The organism is Ktedonobacterales bacterium, from assembly GCA_036557285.1.
Taxonomy (GTDB): Bacteria; Chloroflexota; Ktedonobacteria; order Ktedonobacterales; family DATBGS01; genus DATBHW01.
This window is the reverse complement of the sequence record DATBHW010000064.1, coordinates 54727-71846: the sequence shown is the minus strand read 5'-3', so window position 1 is coordinate 71846 and position 17120 is coordinate 54727. Positions and strand designations below refer to the sequence as shown.

The window sequence follows — 17120 nt, the reverse complement described above, 5'->3', positions numbered from 1 at the left end:
TGATATATGCTCGCTCGCAGAAAGCAAAGGCATCTGACAAGCCAGCCATGATCGTTTGGTCAGAAGCGATTCTTCAAAGACTGGTCCCTTGGGATGGTCTCGGACCATTCACTGCTCCGTTGCAGAGCCAGCCAGAACCCATACAGAGGGCGCTTGATGCAGCGAGCCAGGAGTTTCTTTAGGATTACCGCGTGTGCCTGCCCCTGCCGAAGCGAAGGTCGCCGCAGAGCAGCCAGCGCGAGACGAGCCTCGTCAAACTGCCGCATAACAGCACTGCGGCGGGCGTTCTCTAAGGCTATCTGTTGTTCCAGACCCGCGATCTGCTCTTTCAAAGCAGCTACCTGCGTGGCGAGGGCAGGGGTTGGACTGGGAGGCTGGTCGTCCTGGAAGTCCAGCGCCAGACGTAATCGCTCAAGGTGTTGTTGCAAGACCGCCAGGCGCTCCCGATCCGCGTGGATGGACCGGGTGAGTTCCTCACACTCTGCGTCAGTTTGTTCCATCAGGCTCCTGAGTCGAGCGATCTGGAGAGGCCTGTCCTCGGCAGTGAACTTGGGTGACATGGCCGTTTCCTTTACACACGAGCAGGAGCACGCCAGGAGAACTGCTGGCGCGTTCCGAAGTAAGCCTACGTATCAGTACTCCAATCAGCCAGCGTCAGATTAGGTTTGGTGAAGGCCAAGGGCGGATCGAGCAAACATGAAGCCTCGAACCAGACACTTGTTCCGCCCTCGGTTCTTTGCCAGCCTGATCAGGAAGCCGATCAGGCTGGCAAGTCATCAAGCGACACCATTGTCGCCTGCTAGTAAGCTACATCGTAATGCGATATAACTTACTCTTAACAATAGCACAAGAAAGCGGCATCGTCAAGGGTTTTGCGGCCTCGGACGGCAATTGAGCAGTCGTAAAGAGAGAAAAAGGAAGAGGCCCAGGCTGGAAAGTTTCCCCTACAAGGTGGAAAGATAGACTGGGCAAAAACGAATGAGGTCAGCCACTACCGCCGGATACAGGCGATGCTCAGTGGTATGGATACGCTCCGCCAATGATTCAACGCTATCATCAGGGGAGACGGGCACACACGCTTGAGCTATAGGAGGACCAGTATCAATCCCCTCGTCTACAAAATGGATGGTCACACCAGTCATGCTCGCACCCGCCTGGATGGTCTGTCCAAGAGCATCTTTTCCGGGAAAAGCAGGCAAGAGCGATGGATGAATATTCACGATATACCCTTGATAAGCCTTTAGCAGCGTCGAACCGAGAAGGCGCATATATCCCGCCAGCACAATCCAGGCGACCCCTCGCGCTCGTAGCTCTCGCAAGATGGCGCGCTCATATGCCCCCTTATCAGGAAAATCTTTGGGGTTGAAAGCGAAGACAGGGATACCAGCTTGTTTTGCGCGCGCTAGGGCATAGCATCCTGGTCGGTCGGAAACAACCAGCGCCAGTGTGGCAGGGAAACCTCCAAGGCTGGTCTCCTCAATGAAGCGTTGTAGATTTGAGCCGGAGCCAGAGGCAAAGACAGCAAAAGCACTCATGTTCCCTGGTCCTCACTCCCCAGCAGTATGCTCATCGCCATGCTCCCACTCGCCGCGCCTGGCCGGTTCCGGGTTGCACCGTACCAATGCGGCTCGCCCGCTCGCCCAGCGCCGTAGCGCGCGCTATCACGGCTTCAGCTACCTCACCAGGGACGACCATCACAAAACCCACTCCCATATTGAACGTCTGAAACAAATCAGCATCGCTCAGATTGCCCAGCGCAGCCAGCCAGGTAAATACCGGCTGTATCTCCCATGACCTTGGCGACAGGAGGACATCCCAACGTCCGTTCAGCATACGTGGCACGTTATCAGTCAGGCCACCACCCGTAATATGAGCCATACCATGAATGGGGAACTCCTGAAGTAACACCAGCAGCGAGCGCACATAGATGCGCGTGGGCGTAAGGAGCGCCTCACCCAGCGGTCTGTCGGCAGTGTTCCACCCCTCAGCCGCAAAAGGTTCGGTAAGCGATAACCCATGATCCGCGATCAGCCGATGCGCCAACGAGAAGCCATTGGAATGCAATCCAGATGAAGCCAGCCCAATGACAGCATCGCCCGCCGTGATAGTACTTCCATCAATCAGGCGATCACGATTGACAATCCCCACCGCGAATCCCGCCAGATCATACTCACCCGCAGCATAGATACCTGGCATTTCAGCGGTCTCCCCGCCGACAAGCGCGCAGCCTGCTTGCACACACCCATCCGCAACGCCTCGCACCACTTGCTCAGCAATCTTTGGGTCAAGCTTGCCAGTTGCAAAGTAATCGAGAAAGAACAGCGGCTCGGCGCCCATTGCCAGCACATCATTCACACACATAGCGACGCAATCAATGCCAACCGTATCATGGCGATTGAGCGCAAATGCAAGCTTGAGTTTGGTACCCACCCCATCTGTCCCGGAGACCAGCACTGGCTGCGGGTAGCGATCAACAGGCACAGCGAAGCCACCGCCAAAGCCGCCCAGCGAAGTCAGTACCTCTGGCCGCCAGGTCCGCGCAGCATGTGGGCGGTAAGAACGCGCCGCCGCATCGCCCGCCGTAATATCTACTCCTGCTCGGCGATAGGCATCACTCACCGCAGCGCCAGCTTTCCACTTTTCTCAAGCATATGCTTCTGCATGTTGTTATAGAGCCGGGTAGGATAATTTCCTGTAAAACAGGCATTGCAAAAAGGATGCGTGTTTGTGTCGGTAATTCCAAACGCGCCTAGCATCTGCTCTTCCGTCAGATAAGCGAGCGAATCTGCTCCAATGAACTGCTGAATCTCTGGAATGCTTTGCTGCGCAGCAATAAGCTTGGTGCGATCACTGGTGTCAATACCATAGAAACAGGGATGCCTTACTGGGGGTGAACTGATGCGCATATGCACCTCAGTAGCCCCCGCAGCGCGCACCAGGCTCACCAGCCGGGCGCTGGTTGTGCCGCGCACCAGCGAATCATCAACGATCACCACCCGCTTTCCTTCGACAACTTTACGCACAACGTTCAGCTTCAGCGCCACGCCATGCTGGCGCTGCTCCTGGCTGGGTTGGATAAACGTGCGCCCGATATACTTATTCTTCACCAGCGCGATCTCGTAGGGCATACCTGCTTCTTCAGCATAGCCAATGGCCGCAGAGATGCTGGAATCGGGAACGCCGGTGACGACATCAGCCTCCACAGGGCAGGCGCGAGCCAGTACCCGGCCCAGTTGCTTACGCACCATATGAACATTGATACCATCAATATCCGAATCGGGGCGAGCAAAGTAGATGTACTCGAACGTACAAAGCGCCTTGTTCTTGGCCGGAGCGAAACGCTCGCAGCGAACACCGCTATCGTCAATGACGAGCATCTCACCCGGTTCAATGTCGCGGATGAACGTTGCTCCAATGGTGTCAAAAGCGCATGTTTCCGAGGCAACTACATAAGCCGCCCCAAGCTGGCCCAGCGCCATCGGGCGCAGGCCATTGGGGTCGCGCAGCGCGATAAGCTGGTCATTAGTGAGCAAAACCATCGCATAGCCGCCCTCTACTACGCGCATGCTTTCACGGATGCTCTCAATAAAATCTGCGTAGCCCGCCCGCGCAATCAAATGCGCAACAACCTCCGTATCAGAGGTAGATTGGAAGATGCTGCCTTTGCGCTCCAGCTCATCATGCAATTGTTCAGCGTTGATCAGGTTGCCATTATGCGCCAGCGCCAGATTCCCCTGGCGAAAAGTGAAGACGAGCGGCTGCGCATTGGCAAGGTGACTAGAGCCGGTGGTAGAGTAGCGCACATGGCCGACGGCGGCCCGTCCATGCAGCCCGGCCAGCGTTCCGGGGGTAAAGACTTCATTGACCAGACCCATGCCACGATGATGAGGCATTTCAGCCCCATCAACGACGGCAATTCCAGCACTCTCCTGGCCGCGATGCTGAAGGGCGTAGAGCGCGTAGCTGGTAATCTGGGCCGCATCGGGATGGTTCCAGATGCCAAAAACCCCACACTCCTCATGCCACTCATTCAGAATGGAATCCTCTAATGCCTGGCTCATACAAACGCTCCTTCCCACTGCGCTTTCAATGACGCGACTGAAAGGCTCAACGTTGCTCCCTCTTGCTGCTCGCCTCGCTGCTGATCGCGGGGCGGCAGGGCGATACGCAGCAAATCATCGTCAACCACGCGGCCAAGTATCAGGCATGATCCAGCAATCCTCTCAAAGTGATCCATGTCCTTTGGGTCAACCTCTACCACGATACGTGCCGCGCTCTCGCCAAAAAGGGCTATCTCCGCGCAGCCCTCGATCTCCCAGCCAAGTATCGCGCCCTTATCGCCTGCAATACACATCTCGGCCAGCGCAACGGCCAAACCACCATCAGAGACATCGTGTGCTGAACGAACAATGCCAGCGCGGATAAGCTCCAAACAGGTGGTCTGAACGCGCGCCTCCAGATCGAGGTCAATAGGCGGCGTCGGCCCAAGCGCCTTGCCTCTTTTCATAGCGGCATATTCGCTGCCCCCCAAGGTCGTCGCTCGTTCCGCGCCCAGCAGAATCAAGAAGTTCCCCGCCGTTTTCAGGGCTGGCGTCGTCAGGTGATTCAGGTCATCCACAACGCCAACCATGCCGATAATCGGCGTGGGGAAGATGTCCTGACCATTCGTCTCGTTGTAGAAGCTGACGTTGCCGCTGACTACCGGCGTCCCTAGCTTCAGGCAGGCTTCGCTGATGCCCTGAATGCTTTCAACAAATTGATAGAAGATACCGGGCTTTTCAGGGTTGCCAAAGTTCAAGCAATCCGTAACGGCCAGTGGTCGTGCGCCAACGCAGACCAGATTGCGCGCTGCTTCGGCAACTGCGTGCATCCCGCCCGCGTGTGGGTTCAGATAGACGTAGCGGCCATTGCCATCGGTCGTCATCGCAATTCCCCGCCGGAAATCGGGCAAGGCCACCACTGCCGCATCACTGCCAGGGCGAACGACCGTCGCCGCGCGCACCATTGAATCATACTGGCGATATACGTAGCTTTTACTGGCAAGGGTTGGTCGCGCCAGCAGCGCCAGCAAATCGGCGGCGAGATCAGCCGATTCCGGCAGGGCATCGGCGCTCATCAGCAGAGCATTATCAAGATAAGCCGGGCGCTCCGCCGGACGGTCATAGATGGGCGCATCATCCACCAATGCCACAATCGGCAGATCACCAGCGATCCGCCCACGCTCCAGAATACGCAGCCGCCCGCTGTCCGTGACCTGCCCAACCTCAACAGCATCCAGCCCCCATTTGGCAAAGATGGTCTGCGCTTGCGCCTCGTGTCCACGTCGCATCACAACTAACATGCGCTCCTGCGTTTCCGAGAGCATCACTTCATAGGGCGTCATACCCGTTTCGCGGCGCGGAACCAGCGCCACATCAATGTCAATGCCGCTTCCTGCGCGGCTTGCCATCTCAGCACTCGAAGACGTGAGACCAGCCGCCCCCATATCCTGAATGCCAACCACCGCGCCGCTCTCGATCAGTTCCAGGCAGGCTTCCAAAAGCAGCTTCTCCATAAACGGATCGCCCACCTGCACTGCCGAGCGTTCGCGGCTGTGGGGGTCTTCAACCGAGGCAAACGTAGCGCCATGAATGCCATCGCGGCCAGTCCTGGCGCCGACCACCAGCACCGGGTTGCCCACACCCTCAGCCATTCCGCGCGCGATCTGGTCATGGCGCATCAGCCCGACACACATAGCATTTACCAGCGGATTATGGGTGTAAGCTTCGTCGAAGATCACCTCGCCGCCAACTGTTGGGATGCCAACACAGTTCCCATAACTGGCGATGCCCGCTACAACCTGCTCGAAGAGATACCTGTTGCGTTCCTGATTGAGCGAGCCAAATCGCAGGCTATCCAGCAGAGCGATAGGCCGCGCGCCCATCGTAAAGATGTCGCGGATAATGCCTCCTACGCCGGTGGCTGCCCCCTGAAATGGTTCGATTGCCGATGGGTGGTTATGGCTCTCCATCTTGAAGGCCACGCCCAGGCCACCACCAATGTCAACGATTCCGGCGTTCTCTCCTGGCCCCTGAAGCACCTGTGGCCCTTTGGTTGGGAGCACGCGCAGGCGCCGCTTTGAGCTTTTATAGCTGCAATGCTCTGACCAGAGTACGCTGAAGATGCCGACTTCGACATAATTTGGCAGGCGTCCCAAGCGGGCGCAGATGCGCTCGTACTCTTCATCACGCAGACCAAAATTGAGATAAAGGCGTTGCTCCTGAATCTGCGTGGGCGCTGGCTCAGGCATAGACCGCCTCTTTCCAAGAACGCAGCAGCGAGGTAAAGATCGGCGCGCCATCGCTTGACCCCAGGAGCAGATGAATAGCGCGTTCTGGATGCGGCATCATACCCAGCACGTTGCGTTGTCGGTTCACGATGCCCGCGATGTTGTCCACTGAGCCGTTAGGATTCCCCCCCAGGTAGCGAAAGACGATCTGGTCATGCTCGCGTAGCTCTTGCAGCGCCGCGTCATCGGCGAAGTAGCTGCCCTGGGCGTGGGCAATGGGCAGGCGAATCTGCTGCCCGGCGCGATAGTCAGCCGTGAAGGGTGTGCGCGTGGTTTCCACCCGCAGACCCACGATGTCGCAGCGGAACTGTAGATGATTGTTGGGAAGCAGCGCCCCCGGCAGCAGGCCAGCCTCGGTTAAAACCTGGAAGCCATTGCAAATGCCCAGGACCGGATGGCCCGCCTGCGCAAGCCGCTTTACCTCGGTAATCACAGGCGCAAAGCGAGCAATGGCTCCTGCGCGCAGATAATCTCCATAGGCAAAACCGCCTGGAATAATCACCGCATCGTAGCCCTCCAGCGAGGCGGTCTGATGCCAGATTAAGTCCACCGGCTCATTCAGCACACTCTTGATAGCGCGCAACGCATCCTCGTCGCAGTTTGACCCCGGAAAGACAACCACCGCAAACCTCATGCTTCCTCCTGTGCAAGCGTGAATTCATAACGCTCGATCACCGGATTGGTCAGCAGCGTCTCGCACATTCCAGAAACCCGCTGGCGGGCTGTCGCTTCGTCGTGCGCGGTCAGGCGCACTTCCAGGTACTTGCCGACGCGCACATCCGCCACTTCATCGAAGCCTAACGTTCCCAGCGCGCGCACGACAGTAGCTCCCTGTGGGTCAAAGACGCTCGGCTTCAGTGTGACATGGATTTGGGCGCAAAAGGTCATACGAGACCTCCCACTCGATGCAACATCTCCTGATACGCTCCTTCGACGCCGCCAAGATCGCGGCGGAAGCGATCTTTATCCAGTTTCTCCCGCGTCTCCGCATCCCAGAACCGGCAGGTATCCGGCGAGATTTCATCCGCCAGCAGCAAGTGCCCTTCGGCATCAGCGCCAAACTCCAGCTTGAAGTCCACCAGCAGTACCCTGCGCTGCGCCAGATGCTCCCGCAAAATCCTGTTGATGGTCAACGCATAGGTGCGCATCTGCTGAAGTTGCTCTGGCGCCGCCAGCTTCAACGCGGCAATATGGTCTTCATTGATCAGCGGGTCGCCCAGTTCGTCATTCTTGTAATACCATTCCACAACGGGTTGCCGCAGTTCTTCGCCTTCCGGCAGCCCCAGCCTTTTGGAGAGCGAGCCTGCGGCAATGTTTCGCACAACGACCTCAATGAGCACAATCTTCACTTTCTTTACCAACTGCTCGCGCGGGGAGAGTTGCTGGATAAAATGAGTAGGGATGCCTGCTCGCCCCAGCACCTCAAAGAAAATGGTGGTCATCCGATTGTTCAATTCACCCTTGCCAATAATTGTGCCGCGCTTCTCACCGTTGAAAGCTGTCGCATCATCCTTATAGAAGACAACCACCTGATCTGGCCGCTCAGTAGCATAGACCTGCTTGGCTTTACCTTCGTACAGTAGCTCGCGTTTCTCCAAAGTGCTCATCCTCTCTGCTTGCCATTTCAGTCACCCCCTCAAGGGCTGGTAATTATTCGCTCTTTTTTTGCGTCAGATACCCTGTAACGCCTGCTTCGCTCAGCCGCCGGTCCTTTGCCTCGACTTGTTCTGCCAGCCTGTGGCGGTAGGAGGCGAGGCGTTCGGCCAACTCATCGTCACTTATGGCTAGCATCTGAGCCGCCAGTAATCCCGCGTTGTAGGCGCCATCAATAGCGACAGTCGCCACAGGAATGCCGCGCGGCATCTGTACAATCGCGTAAAGCGCGTCCACTCCATTAAGAGCGCCCGATGCAATCGGAACGCCGATTACTGGTAAAGTCGTGGCAGCGGCAAGCACGCCTGGCAGATGAGCAGCGCCACCAGCCCCCGCGATCAAGACGCCGTACCCCTCCGCTGCCGCAGTTGCGGCCAGGCGCATCGCTTTCTCTGGCGTGCGGTGTGCAGAGGCAATATGAATTTCATACGGAATGCCGAGTTCAGACAGCGCCTCGACAGCGCCTTTCATAACTGGTAGATCGGAATCGCTGCCCATAAGAATCAAGACGCGGCGCACTGGTTCAACCCTCCAAACAACAAGAAGCCCGGCCTGGGAAACTTGCCTCATGCTGTTTCAGCATCCCTCACTGACGCTGAAACACACTACAGGTGAAGCTTCCCGACCGGGCTGAAAACCAATCGGTAACGCAGCCACGCAAAGCGGCTGCGCAGGGCCTTCTGATCCAAAGGCATGCACATTGCAGCCAGCAGAGCATAAGACCCCATTCACCCGTAGTCCCATGATTTTGGTTCGTTCAGCCCTCCAAAAAGTGGCTGAAAGCGAACACCGGTCACAGGGTAGAGACACCTGAGCCATATTCCCAGGCATATACGGGCATCTCTTCAGTTGTGCTTGCTCCTCTCGCTCTGGCTCATGGCAGGCAGCCCTATTGTTGGGAATCCTGCCTGAAGGCAAGCAAAGCGCGAGAAGCCCCTATCACGCAACCAAAGCATACAACACGGTCGCAGCATTTAGCAAATAGGCGCGCCGCGCCCTTGCTGCGCATCCACTGCATATGCAAAAAGCTAGCCAAACCGGGATATAATAGGGCAATTGAGGCGTATCGAAGAGGAGCAAGCTCTTGTTAGCGCCCGGAAAGCGCGTCTAGAATAGGTAGCATGCTTATGAATATTCTGGTAGTCGGCAGCGGTGGACGCGAGCATGCGCTGGTCTGGAAGCTGGCGCAGAGTCAGCATCAGCCGCGCATCTTCGCTGCGCCTGGCAATCCAGGGATGCGGCTATCTTCTCTTACTACGGGCGAAAGACCACTCGCAACACTGGTACCAATAGCAGCCGATGATATTGAGGGTCTGCTAGCGTTCGCCCGTGAGCAGCACATAGATTTGACCATCGTCGGGCCAGAAGCGCCGCTGATGCTGGGTATTGCTGATCGTTTTCGCTCCGCAGGGATGCGCGTCTTTGGTCCCCAACGCGCCGCCGCGCAATTGGAGGGAAGCAAAGCATTTGCCAAAGAGGTGATGAAACGCGCAGGCATCCCCACTGCGCGGCATGCCACCTTCAGCGATGTGGCTGCGGCGCGTACCTACGTAGAGCAGCAAGGCGCCCCTATTGTGATTAAGGCGGATGGCCTGGCGGCAGGCAAGGGCGTGACCGTCGCCAAAACAGTGCTAGAGGCATTACGAGCGCCAGAAGAAATGATGGAGCGACGTATCTTTGGCGAGGCAGGGGATAGAGTGGTTATTGAGGAGTTTCTGGCTGGAGATGAACTGAGCGTGATGGCGTTGGTTGCAGGCGATAGCTACCAGTTATTGCTTCCATCTCAAGATCACAAACAGGTATTTGATGGCGACCTGGGGCCGAACACTGGCGGAATGGGGGCATTTGCCCCAGTCCCCTGGGTGGACGGCCCCCTTATCGAAGCTATCCGCGCGCACATCTTTGCCCCGCTTCTGAAAGAACTGGCGCGATCCAGCCTCGACTACCGAGGAGTCCTTTACGCCGGATTGATGATAACCAGGGAGGGGCCGAAGGTAATCGAGTTCAATGCGCGTTTCGGTGATCCTGAAACACAGGTCGTGCTGCCACTCCTGCGATCCGATCTGGTTGATCTCTGCCTGGCTGTGGCTGATGGATCGCTTGATCGCGTAAGCCTGATAAACGATCCGGGCGCAGCGGTGAGCGTGGTGCTGGCGTCAGAGGGCTATCCCGGCAATTACATCACCGGCCACCCAATCACCTGCCCGGCGACCTTGCCAGCAGAAACGTTCGTCTTTCATGCTGGCACGCGGGAAGTGGAGGGGCAGTTGGCGACTGGAGGCGGTCGGGTACTCAACGTTGTCGGACTGGGGCCAGACCTGGAGTCTGCACGCAGGCGGGCCTACGCTGCCGCCGAGCGTATCAATTTCTCTGGCAAGCATTATCGCCATGACATTGGGCGTCGTCCACGCTCTATAGGAGATATGCGCCTTTGATCAGCCGATTGGATCAAGATCACTTCCTCAATCTCTTCCAGTGGCTTTGCTGTTGGTCGCCTCGCTGCTTCCCACGCTCTGAAAACTCTGGTTGAGCGGATCACTCGACGGGCCAGCTACTGGCAGCGCAACATAGAAGGCGCTGCCGCTCCCACTGGCGCTCTCAGCCCAGATCTGGCCGCCATGCTGCTCCACTATCTCACGGCAGATATGCAGGCCCAGCCCCAACCCAACCCCTGAGCCGCTCTGCACCTCGATGCCTGGCGCTCGATAGAAGCGATCAAAGATATGCGGAAGCGCGTCGGCTGGAATGCCAATGCCTTCGTCACGCACACAGAGGATAACCATATCCCCAGTTTGCTCTAAAGTCAAGAAGACTGGCGCTGTCGCTGGCGAATATTTCAGCGCATTGGAGAGCAAATTCGAGATAACCTGGCTCATGCGATCAACATCCACCTCTACCTCCAGAGATCCCTCTGGGGCAGAAAAAGTGATAGCACGATTGGTTGCTATCATCTGCTCCTCTACAGCTTGCTGGCAGAGGGCTGCGAGAGAGCTTGGCTCCAGACGCATCGTCAGCTTGCCTGCCTCGATACGAGAGACATCCAGCAAGTCGTTAATCAACTGCTCCATTCGCGCGATAGCGCGCCCCATGCGCGCCATATGTGACGCCATCGGGAGACCAGCCCGCTCAAGCTGGCGCTGAGTCAGTTGGGTCAGCAGCTTCATCGAGGTGAGCGGCGTGTGCAGTTCATGCGAAGCGATGCTCATAAACTCTTCTTTTGCCTGGTTGGCCTCCAGGAGTTCACGCGTCCGTTCCTGCACGGTCTGCTCTAACAGAGCAGCATGTTGCTCCAAAGCCAGGCGCTGCTCCTGCACCTGGCGGCTCAGTTGACGCGCCTCAATGGCGCGTTTCAACGACGCTGCAAGGTAATCGCGTTCGATAGGCTTCTGAATAAAGTCATAGGCGCCGCCACGCAGAGCTTGTACCGTTAACTCGTGTTCACCATGCCCGGTAATCAACAGAGTAGGCGTCGCCGGGCGCAGTTCCTTGATTTTGCTGAGCAGTGCCAGCCCATCCATTCCTGGCATTTTAATATCCGTGATAACAGCGTCGTAATCAGTGGTGGCAATCGCCTCAAGTGCTGAAACGGCTGATTCAACCGTATCAATCTTCAGACCTTCCATACGCAGATGTAATGCTTCTGGCAGCGCCTGCAAGAGAGCAGAATCATCATCAACAATGAGAATCTGTATTAAGCTCATACGAAATCCTCGCCTCCTTCCACATTGGGTTGCGCCAACGGGAGTTGGACGAAAAATGTGGCCCCTTCGCCTGACTGGCTTTCAACCCAAATTGTTCCTCCATGCTCTTGTATAATACCGTAGGTGATCGAAAGGCCCAATCCAGTCCCGGCCCCCACATCCTTGGTGGTAAAGAATGGGTCGAAGATGCGCTGCTCAAGCCCTGGTGGAATCCCGGCTCCGGTATCGCGGACTTCCAGCGTGAAGATGTCTTGTCGCAGTGTTGACGTGATCGAAATGTTTTTGCGTGATGCGTTCACCAGCGCGTCGCGCGCATTGGTCAGCAGGTTAATGAAAACTTGCTCCAGTTGGATGGCGTTGCCGATCACCACAGGATCCTCTGGTCCGAGCGCAAGCACGACCTCGATCTGCCTTAGCCGCATTTGCTCGCGCATCAGCGAGAGCGCCCGCTCGATCACAGGCTTGATTGCCACTGGTTCGCGGCTGAAAGTAGCCGCCCGCCCGAACGTGCGCAGATGAGAAATAATCTCGCCAGCCTTGCGAACCTGCTGCATAGCCTGGCGAAGCTCGGCCAGAATCTGTTCCTGATCGCCTTTGCCCAACTCCAGCAGGTCCATAGCATTACCAACAAATAGACCAATATTGTTCAGTGGATTGTTGAGTTCATGCGCCACTCCTGTGGTAAGTTCACCCAACGTAGCAAGCTTCCCTGCCTGTACCAATTGCTCTTGCTTGTCGCGCAACTCTTGCTCGCGGCGCTGCATCTCAGCGGTGGTTTCGCTCAGATCACCCATGATGTGAATCATAGCCTTGCGGCTGTTTTCCAGGCGCAGATTGGACTGGTGTATATCTTGAAGAATATGCAGGAGGGCGCGCCGCGAATTATCCAATCGCCCGGTTTGTCGAACCAGCCGCCGCCGGTCCTGTTCATAGTCTGCCAGAATATGGAGCATAGCCTTGCGCTGGTCGGCCAGTTTTTTGTTGAGTTGATTCATATCGTCCATGATATGGAGCAAGGCGCGACGACGCTCTTCTCCCTTGCGCACGCGCACTTCAAGTTGGTCTTTTTCCTGGTGCAGGCGTTCGTGCGCTTCAAGGAGCGTTTGCAGGTCGGCCTCTTCAGCCCGGATGGTCCCTTCGGCGAGCAAGGGCGATAGGCCGGTTTCCAGCGCCTCGTTCATCCAGCCCGCCCCCGCTCTGTTCGGGCTTTTTCCAAGTCCTGCTTCAGACGCTCGATCTCTTTCTCCAATGTAATCATCTTGAGTTCGCGGCCTACCACCACCTCTTCAAATTTCTCCAGATCAAGAATCTTCTCCTGTAATTCGCTCTTGGACTGCTCCAGGTCATGAACCACGCGCTCGTAAGCGCGCATATCGCGCAAGATGCCGATAGCGCCAATCACTTTGCCATCGGAATCACGCAACGCCGAGGCGTTCAGCGTCGTGGGGATGACCTCTCCAGAGGCGCTGCGCGGGGTGAGCCGGGCATTGCGGGTGACACCGCGCTCAATCACCTCGCGCAAGGCAGCCAGAAACTCACGAGTTTCTTCCGGGCTAATAAAGCGGGAGAGTGACTGCTCCAGCACCTCATCGGGCCGGAATCCCAGGAGCGCATAAACAGCATCATTGGCTTGCAGAATCTTACCTTCCAGATCGCTAACAAACACTGGATCGGGCGCATTGTTAATCAAGCCTTGCGAGAAAGCACGGGCTTTATCCAGTTCGCGCATATCGCGCAAGATGCCAATCGCGCCAATGACCTCGCCATCTCCATCACGCAGGGCCGAAGCGTTGAGGGTGGTAGAAATGACCTCTCCAGAGGCGCTGCGCGGATTGAGGCGCGCATTGCGCGTCACGCCGCGTTCAATGACTTCATCCAGCGCGGCCATAAACTCACGAGTTTCTTCCGGGCTAATAAAGCGGGAGAGCGATTGCTCCAGCACCTCATCGGTGCGGAAACCGAGCAACTCATACACCGCATCGTTGGCTTGCAGAATCTTGCCTTGCAAGTCTGAAACAAACACCGGGTCCGGCGCGAACTTAATCAGACTATCCGCATAAGCGCGGGCCTTATCCAGTTCGCGCATATCACGCAAAATACCAATAGCGCCAATGACTTTCCCATCAGCATCACGTAAAGCCGAAGCATTGAGGCTGGTGGGAATAACTTCACCAGAAGCACTGCGAGGGTTGAGGGCAACATTGCGCGTTACGCCATGCTTCACCACCTCGCGCAAGGCGGCGGTAAATTCGTGCGCCTCCCTGGCGCTGATGAAACGAGAGAGCGATTGCTCCAACACTTCATCAGGCCGAAACCCCAGCAGTTGTGAGACGGCGTCATTGGCTTGCAGAATCTTGCCTTCCAGATCGCTGACGAACACTGGATCGGGCGCATTGGCGATGATAATGTCAGCATCCAGTGCGCCAGGCGCTTTGGCGTTATGAATCTTGATCGGTCCCCTGGGGACACTGCCAGGCAACGTAGTGTCAGCCATAAAAGCATCCTCCGATTTCTGAGGGCCACGGGGGGCGCTCCCGCTAGGCCACGAGAGCATAGTATCAGACAAAAGCCTGGAAGTATCGCTTCTTCTGACAGGTCGAGCCAATTCCCTGACGAATCTACGGTTTTTGCACGGTTTAACCATTATATAATCTCGGTGAGACGCTTGTACAGCAGCGGCTGATGTATCCAGGGATATGCAAGCTGCAAAGATAGCGAGTAGACAATCGTGCTATACTAAAAACGGCTGGAATGGGTAGTAACAAGCACAAGCAATTGCTGCCCGAATGTAAACCTGGATGATTCTCCATGAGGAAACTGCTATGGGTCGTGTGGCCTTGTACCTGCAAGACAAACATCCGCTCCGCGACGGGATGGCTTATGCACAGTATGCCGAGCAACGCGGCTTCGAGGCTGTATGGCAGGCCGAATCGCGCCTTGTGCGGGATGCGATTGTCCCTATGGCTGCCTTCGCGGCAGTGACCTCGCGCATCACTATTGGCAGCGGCGTGATTAACAACTGGACACGCAATATTAGCCTGCTTGCCGCGACCTTTCTGACACTTGACGACCTGGCGCCCAATCGCATCATCTGCGGTATCGGCGCGTGGTGGGATCCCCTTGCCAAACAGGTGGGCATTCAACGTACCAGGCCCCTGAAGGCAATGCGAGAAACCATCGAGGTTCTGAAACGCTTGCTGAGGATGGAGCGCGTCACTTTTCACGGGGACTTTCACCACGTAGAAGATATTGAACTCGACGTTGTGCATGGGCGCCGGGAGCCGCGCAACGTCCCAATCTATATTGGCGCCACACATATGGGTATGATGGAACTGGCTGGCGAAATTGCCGATGGTGTCGTCCTTAATTATTGCGTCCCCCCCGAATACAACAACGAAGCCTTGAAGCACCTCTCCAGCGGAGCCAACAAAGCCGGACGCCTGCTGAATGACATTGATCGCCCCCAGTTGATCGTCTGTTCGGTTGACCATGATCACCAGCGTGCTGTACAGGCAGCGAAGGAATTGATCACACAGTACCTCGCCCAGCAACCGCATATAGCCCAGGCAAGCGGCACACCACCGGAAACAGTGAAGCAAGTGCAGCGCATCCTTGGATGGCCCGCTACCAAAGAACAAATTCATCAAGCCATGCAATTGGTGCCGGATGAATTGATTGAACGCATCAGTGCAAGTGGAACACCCGAAGAAGTGCGGGCAAAAGTAGAAGCGTACACGCGCACCGGCTGTACCTGCCCGATCCTTTATCCGGTAGGCGCCGATGTGCCGCTGATGATTGATACCTTTGCACAAACGTGATCCCTCCGGCAGTAGCTCAGCAGGCCATTTGTAGGCGATTCCCAAGCAAGAGAGTTTGATTGATGCCTTCTACGAAGATCGTTTGCACCATCGGCCCAGCCTCACAAAGTGAAGCTGTCTTAGAGCGGCTGATTCTGGCCGGAATGAATGTCGCGCGCCTCAATTTCTCACACGGCACACCTGCCGAACATGCAGAGGTCATCGCCCGTATTCGCGCGCTTGCAACAAAGCTAGGCCAGCCAATCGCCATTCTCCAGGACTTGCAAGGCCCCAAAATCCGCACCGGAGTCCTGCGTGATCATCAACCAGTACACTTGACGAGCGGCGCATCCTTTACGCTCACAACACAGTCCCTTGTTGGTGATGCGCTCAGAGTTTCAACGACCTACCAGCACCTTCCCAACGATGTGAAGCCAGGCGCGCATGTTTTCCTGGCCGATGGGTTGTTGGAGCTAGAGGTCATTGAGACGACCGAGACTGAGGTACACTGCCGCGTCCTACATGGAGGAGTCCTGGGGGAACACAAAGGGATCAACCTCCCTGGAGTCGTAGTAAGCGCGGCAGCCCTTACCAAGAAAGACCTCGCCGATTTACACTTTGGAATAGCTCAGGGAGTTGATTTTGTCGCAGTAAGCTTTGTGCGCCAGGCGAGTGATATTCAAGCAGCGCGTATTGCTATCGCCGATGCGGTGACTTTACCTGTTAGCAAAACATCCGATGCAATAAAACACGCTAGCGCGTCACAAGAACCTCAAAAACAACCGTCAATCATCGCCAAGCTGGAAAAACCAGAAGCCATCACCCATCTGGATGCTATTCTCGAAGTCTCCGATGGAGTTATGGTTGCGCGAGGAGACCTCGGAGTCGAGCTATCCCCAGAAAAGGTTCCTTTAGCGCAAAAGCGCATCATTGATCGGGCAAACGAGTTTGGCCTTCCAGTCATTACCGCTACGCAAATGCTAGAGTCAATGATAACGCAGCCTCGCCCAACGCGAGCCGAAGTGAGCGACGTGGCGAATGCCATATTGGATGGTACCGATGCGATTATGTTAAGTGAGGAAACTGCCAACGGCCTGTATCCTGTTGAAGCGGTAGAGATGATGGCTCGCATCGCTAGAGAAACTGAGCCTGCTTGCAGGCCAAAAACGCAGCATACTCGCCGCCAGAGGCCAACACTCGCTCATGCAGTGAGCAGTGCTGCGCATATTTTAGCGAAAGAGGCAGCGGCAGAGGCCATTGTAGTCTTCACCCGCAGTGGCAGGTCAGGGCGCCTGATCTCGAAAGAACGCCCGGATGTTCCCATTATTGCGTATACTTCGTCGGATGCTATCTATCGGCAACTCGCGCTCTGGTGGGGTATAATACCTCGCATGATCCCTTTAATGGACAGTACCGAAGCACTAATAACCGAGGTGAGTAGTCGTTTGGCACAGGATGGGTTAGTACAAGCAGGGGAAAAAGTGGTAATTATGGGAGGAATGCCAATTGCAGCCGAGGCCAGAACCAACTTCATCAAATTGCATCAAGTGTGATGAGTTTATCCCTTGCCATGATATGCGACAATGTATCTCGCACAAAGCACAACAAAATAGTGTGATTCTGGGTGGAATAGAAAAAGAA

15 protein-coding genes and 1 riboswitch are annotated in these 17120 nt (G+C 56.2%); of the genes, 3 read left to right on the top strand and 12 right to left on the bottom strand.

What is annotated here, in order from left to right:
- Positions 1–59: 59 nt before the first annotated feature.
- From VH599_18855 to purE, 9 genes are all read right to left on the bottom strand, one after another.
- Positions 60–500, bottom strand: coding sequence for a hypothetical protein (locus tag VH599_18855; protein ID HEY7350382.1), 441 nt, complete (start codon positions 498–500; stop codon positions 60–62).
- A 444-nt stretch (positions 501–944) separates the two neighbouring features.
- On the bottom strand, positions 945–1535 hold the full coding sequence (gene purN, locus VH599_18850) for a phosphoribosylglycinamide formyltransferase (protein ID HEY7350381.1): 591 nt from the start codon (positions 1533–1535) through the stop codon (positions 945–947).
- 31 nt (positions 1536–1566) lie between these two features.
- Positions 1567–2619, bottom strand: coding sequence for a phosphoribosylformylglycinamidine cyclo-ligase (gene purM, locus VH599_18845; GenBank protein HEY7350380.1), 1053 nt, complete (start codon positions 2617–2619; stop codon positions 1567–1569).
- Positions 2616–4061 (bottom strand): amidophosphoribosyltransferase, encoded by a 1446-nt coding sequence (gene purF, locus VH599_18840; GenBank protein ID HEY7350379.1) that lies wholly within the window; start codon positions 4059–4061, stop codon positions 2616–2618. Before purF ends, purM begins: the two co-directional genes overlap by 4 nt.
- On the bottom strand, positions 4058–6289 hold the full coding sequence (gene purL / locus VH599_18835) for a phosphoribosylformylglycinamidine synthase subunit PurL (GenBank protein HEY7350378.1): 2232 nt from the start codon (positions 6287–6289) through the stop codon (positions 4058–4060). Before purL ends, purF begins: the two co-directional genes overlap by 4 nt.
- A complete protein-coding gene (gene purQ / locus VH599_18830) occupies positions 6282–6962 on the bottom strand; it encodes a phosphoribosylformylglycinamidine synthase subunit PurQ (GenBank protein HEY7350377.1) in 681 nt (226 codons plus the stop codon). The genes purL and purQ overlap by 8 nt, the downstream gene beginning before the upstream one ends.
- Positions 6959–7216, bottom strand: a complete 258-nt coding sequence (purS, locus tag VH599_18825; GenBank protein HEY7350376.1) for a phosphoribosylformylglycinamidine synthase subunit PurS — start codon at positions 7214–7216, stop codon at positions 6959–6961. The genes purQ and purS overlap by 4 nt, the downstream gene beginning before the upstream one ends.
- Positions 7213–7935: a phosphoribosylaminoimidazolesuccinocarboxamide synthase gene (gene purC / locus VH599_18820; GenBank protein ID HEY7350375.1), complete on the bottom strand. Its 723-nt coding sequence runs from the start codon at positions 7933–7935 to the stop codon at positions 7213–7215. Before purC ends, purS begins: the two co-directional genes overlap by 4 nt.
- A gap of 43 nt (positions 7936–7978) precedes the next feature.
- Entirely contained in the window at positions 7979–8551 is a 573-nt protein-coding gene (gene purE, locus VH599_18815; GenBank protein HEY7350374.1) for a 5-(carboxyamino)imidazole ribonucleotide mutase, read from the bottom strand.
- Between the two features lie 145 nt (positions 8552–8696).
- Positions 8697–8838, bottom strand: a riboswitch (purine riboswitch).
- Positions 8839–9102: 264 nt separating this feature from the next.
- Between purE and purD the strand changes: the two genes are divergently transcribed.
- Positions 9103–10416 carry a phosphoribosylamine--glycine ligase gene (gene purD / locus VH599_18810; protein HEY7350373.1) on the top strand — a complete coding sequence of 438 codons (1314 nt, stop codon included), beginning with the start codon at positions 9103–9105 and terminating at the stop codon, positions 10414–10416.
- A gap of 27 nt (positions 10417–10443) precedes the next feature.
- Here the strand turns inward: purD and VH599_18805 are convergent, their stop codons facing one another.
- From VH599_18805 to VH599_18795, 3 genes are read right to left on the bottom strand one after another with little or no spacing between them, the layout of a single operon-like run.
- Positions 10444–11682, bottom strand: a complete 1239-nt coding sequence (locus VH599_18805) for a hybrid sensor histidine kinase/response regulator (GenBank protein HEY7350372.1) — start codon at positions 11680–11682, stop codon at positions 10444–10446.
- Entirely contained in the window at positions 11679–12863 is a 1185-nt protein-coding gene (locus VH599_18800; protein ID HEY7350371.1) for an ATP-binding protein, read from the bottom strand. The genes VH599_18805 and VH599_18800 overlap by 4 nt, the downstream gene beginning before the upstream one ends.
- Positions 12860–14176 (bottom strand): PAS domain-containing protein, encoded by a 1317-nt coding sequence (locus tag VH599_18795; protein HEY7350370.1) that lies wholly within the window; start codon positions 14174–14176, stop codon positions 12860–12862. The genes VH599_18800 and VH599_18795 overlap by 4 nt, the downstream gene beginning before the upstream one ends.
- 328 nt (positions 14177–14504) lie before the next feature.
- Here VH599_18795 and VH599_18790 point away from each other — a divergent pair, with 328 nt between their 5' ends.
- Together VH599_18790 and pyk are read left to right on the top strand one after the other, a co-directional pair.
- Positions 14505–15500, top strand: a complete 996-nt coding sequence (locus VH599_18790; protein ID HEY7350369.1) for an LLM class flavin-dependent oxidoreductase — start codon at positions 14505–14507, stop codon at positions 15498–15500.
- Between the two features lie 62 nt (positions 15501–15562).
- The gene (gene pyk / locus VH599_18785) at positions 15563–17032 is read left to right on the top strand and encodes a pyruvate kinase (GenBank protein ID HEY7350368.1); all 1470 of its coding nucleotides are present in this window, start codon (positions 15563–15565) and stop codon (positions 17030–17032) included.
- The last annotated feature ends 88 nt before the right edge of the window (positions 17033–17120 follow it).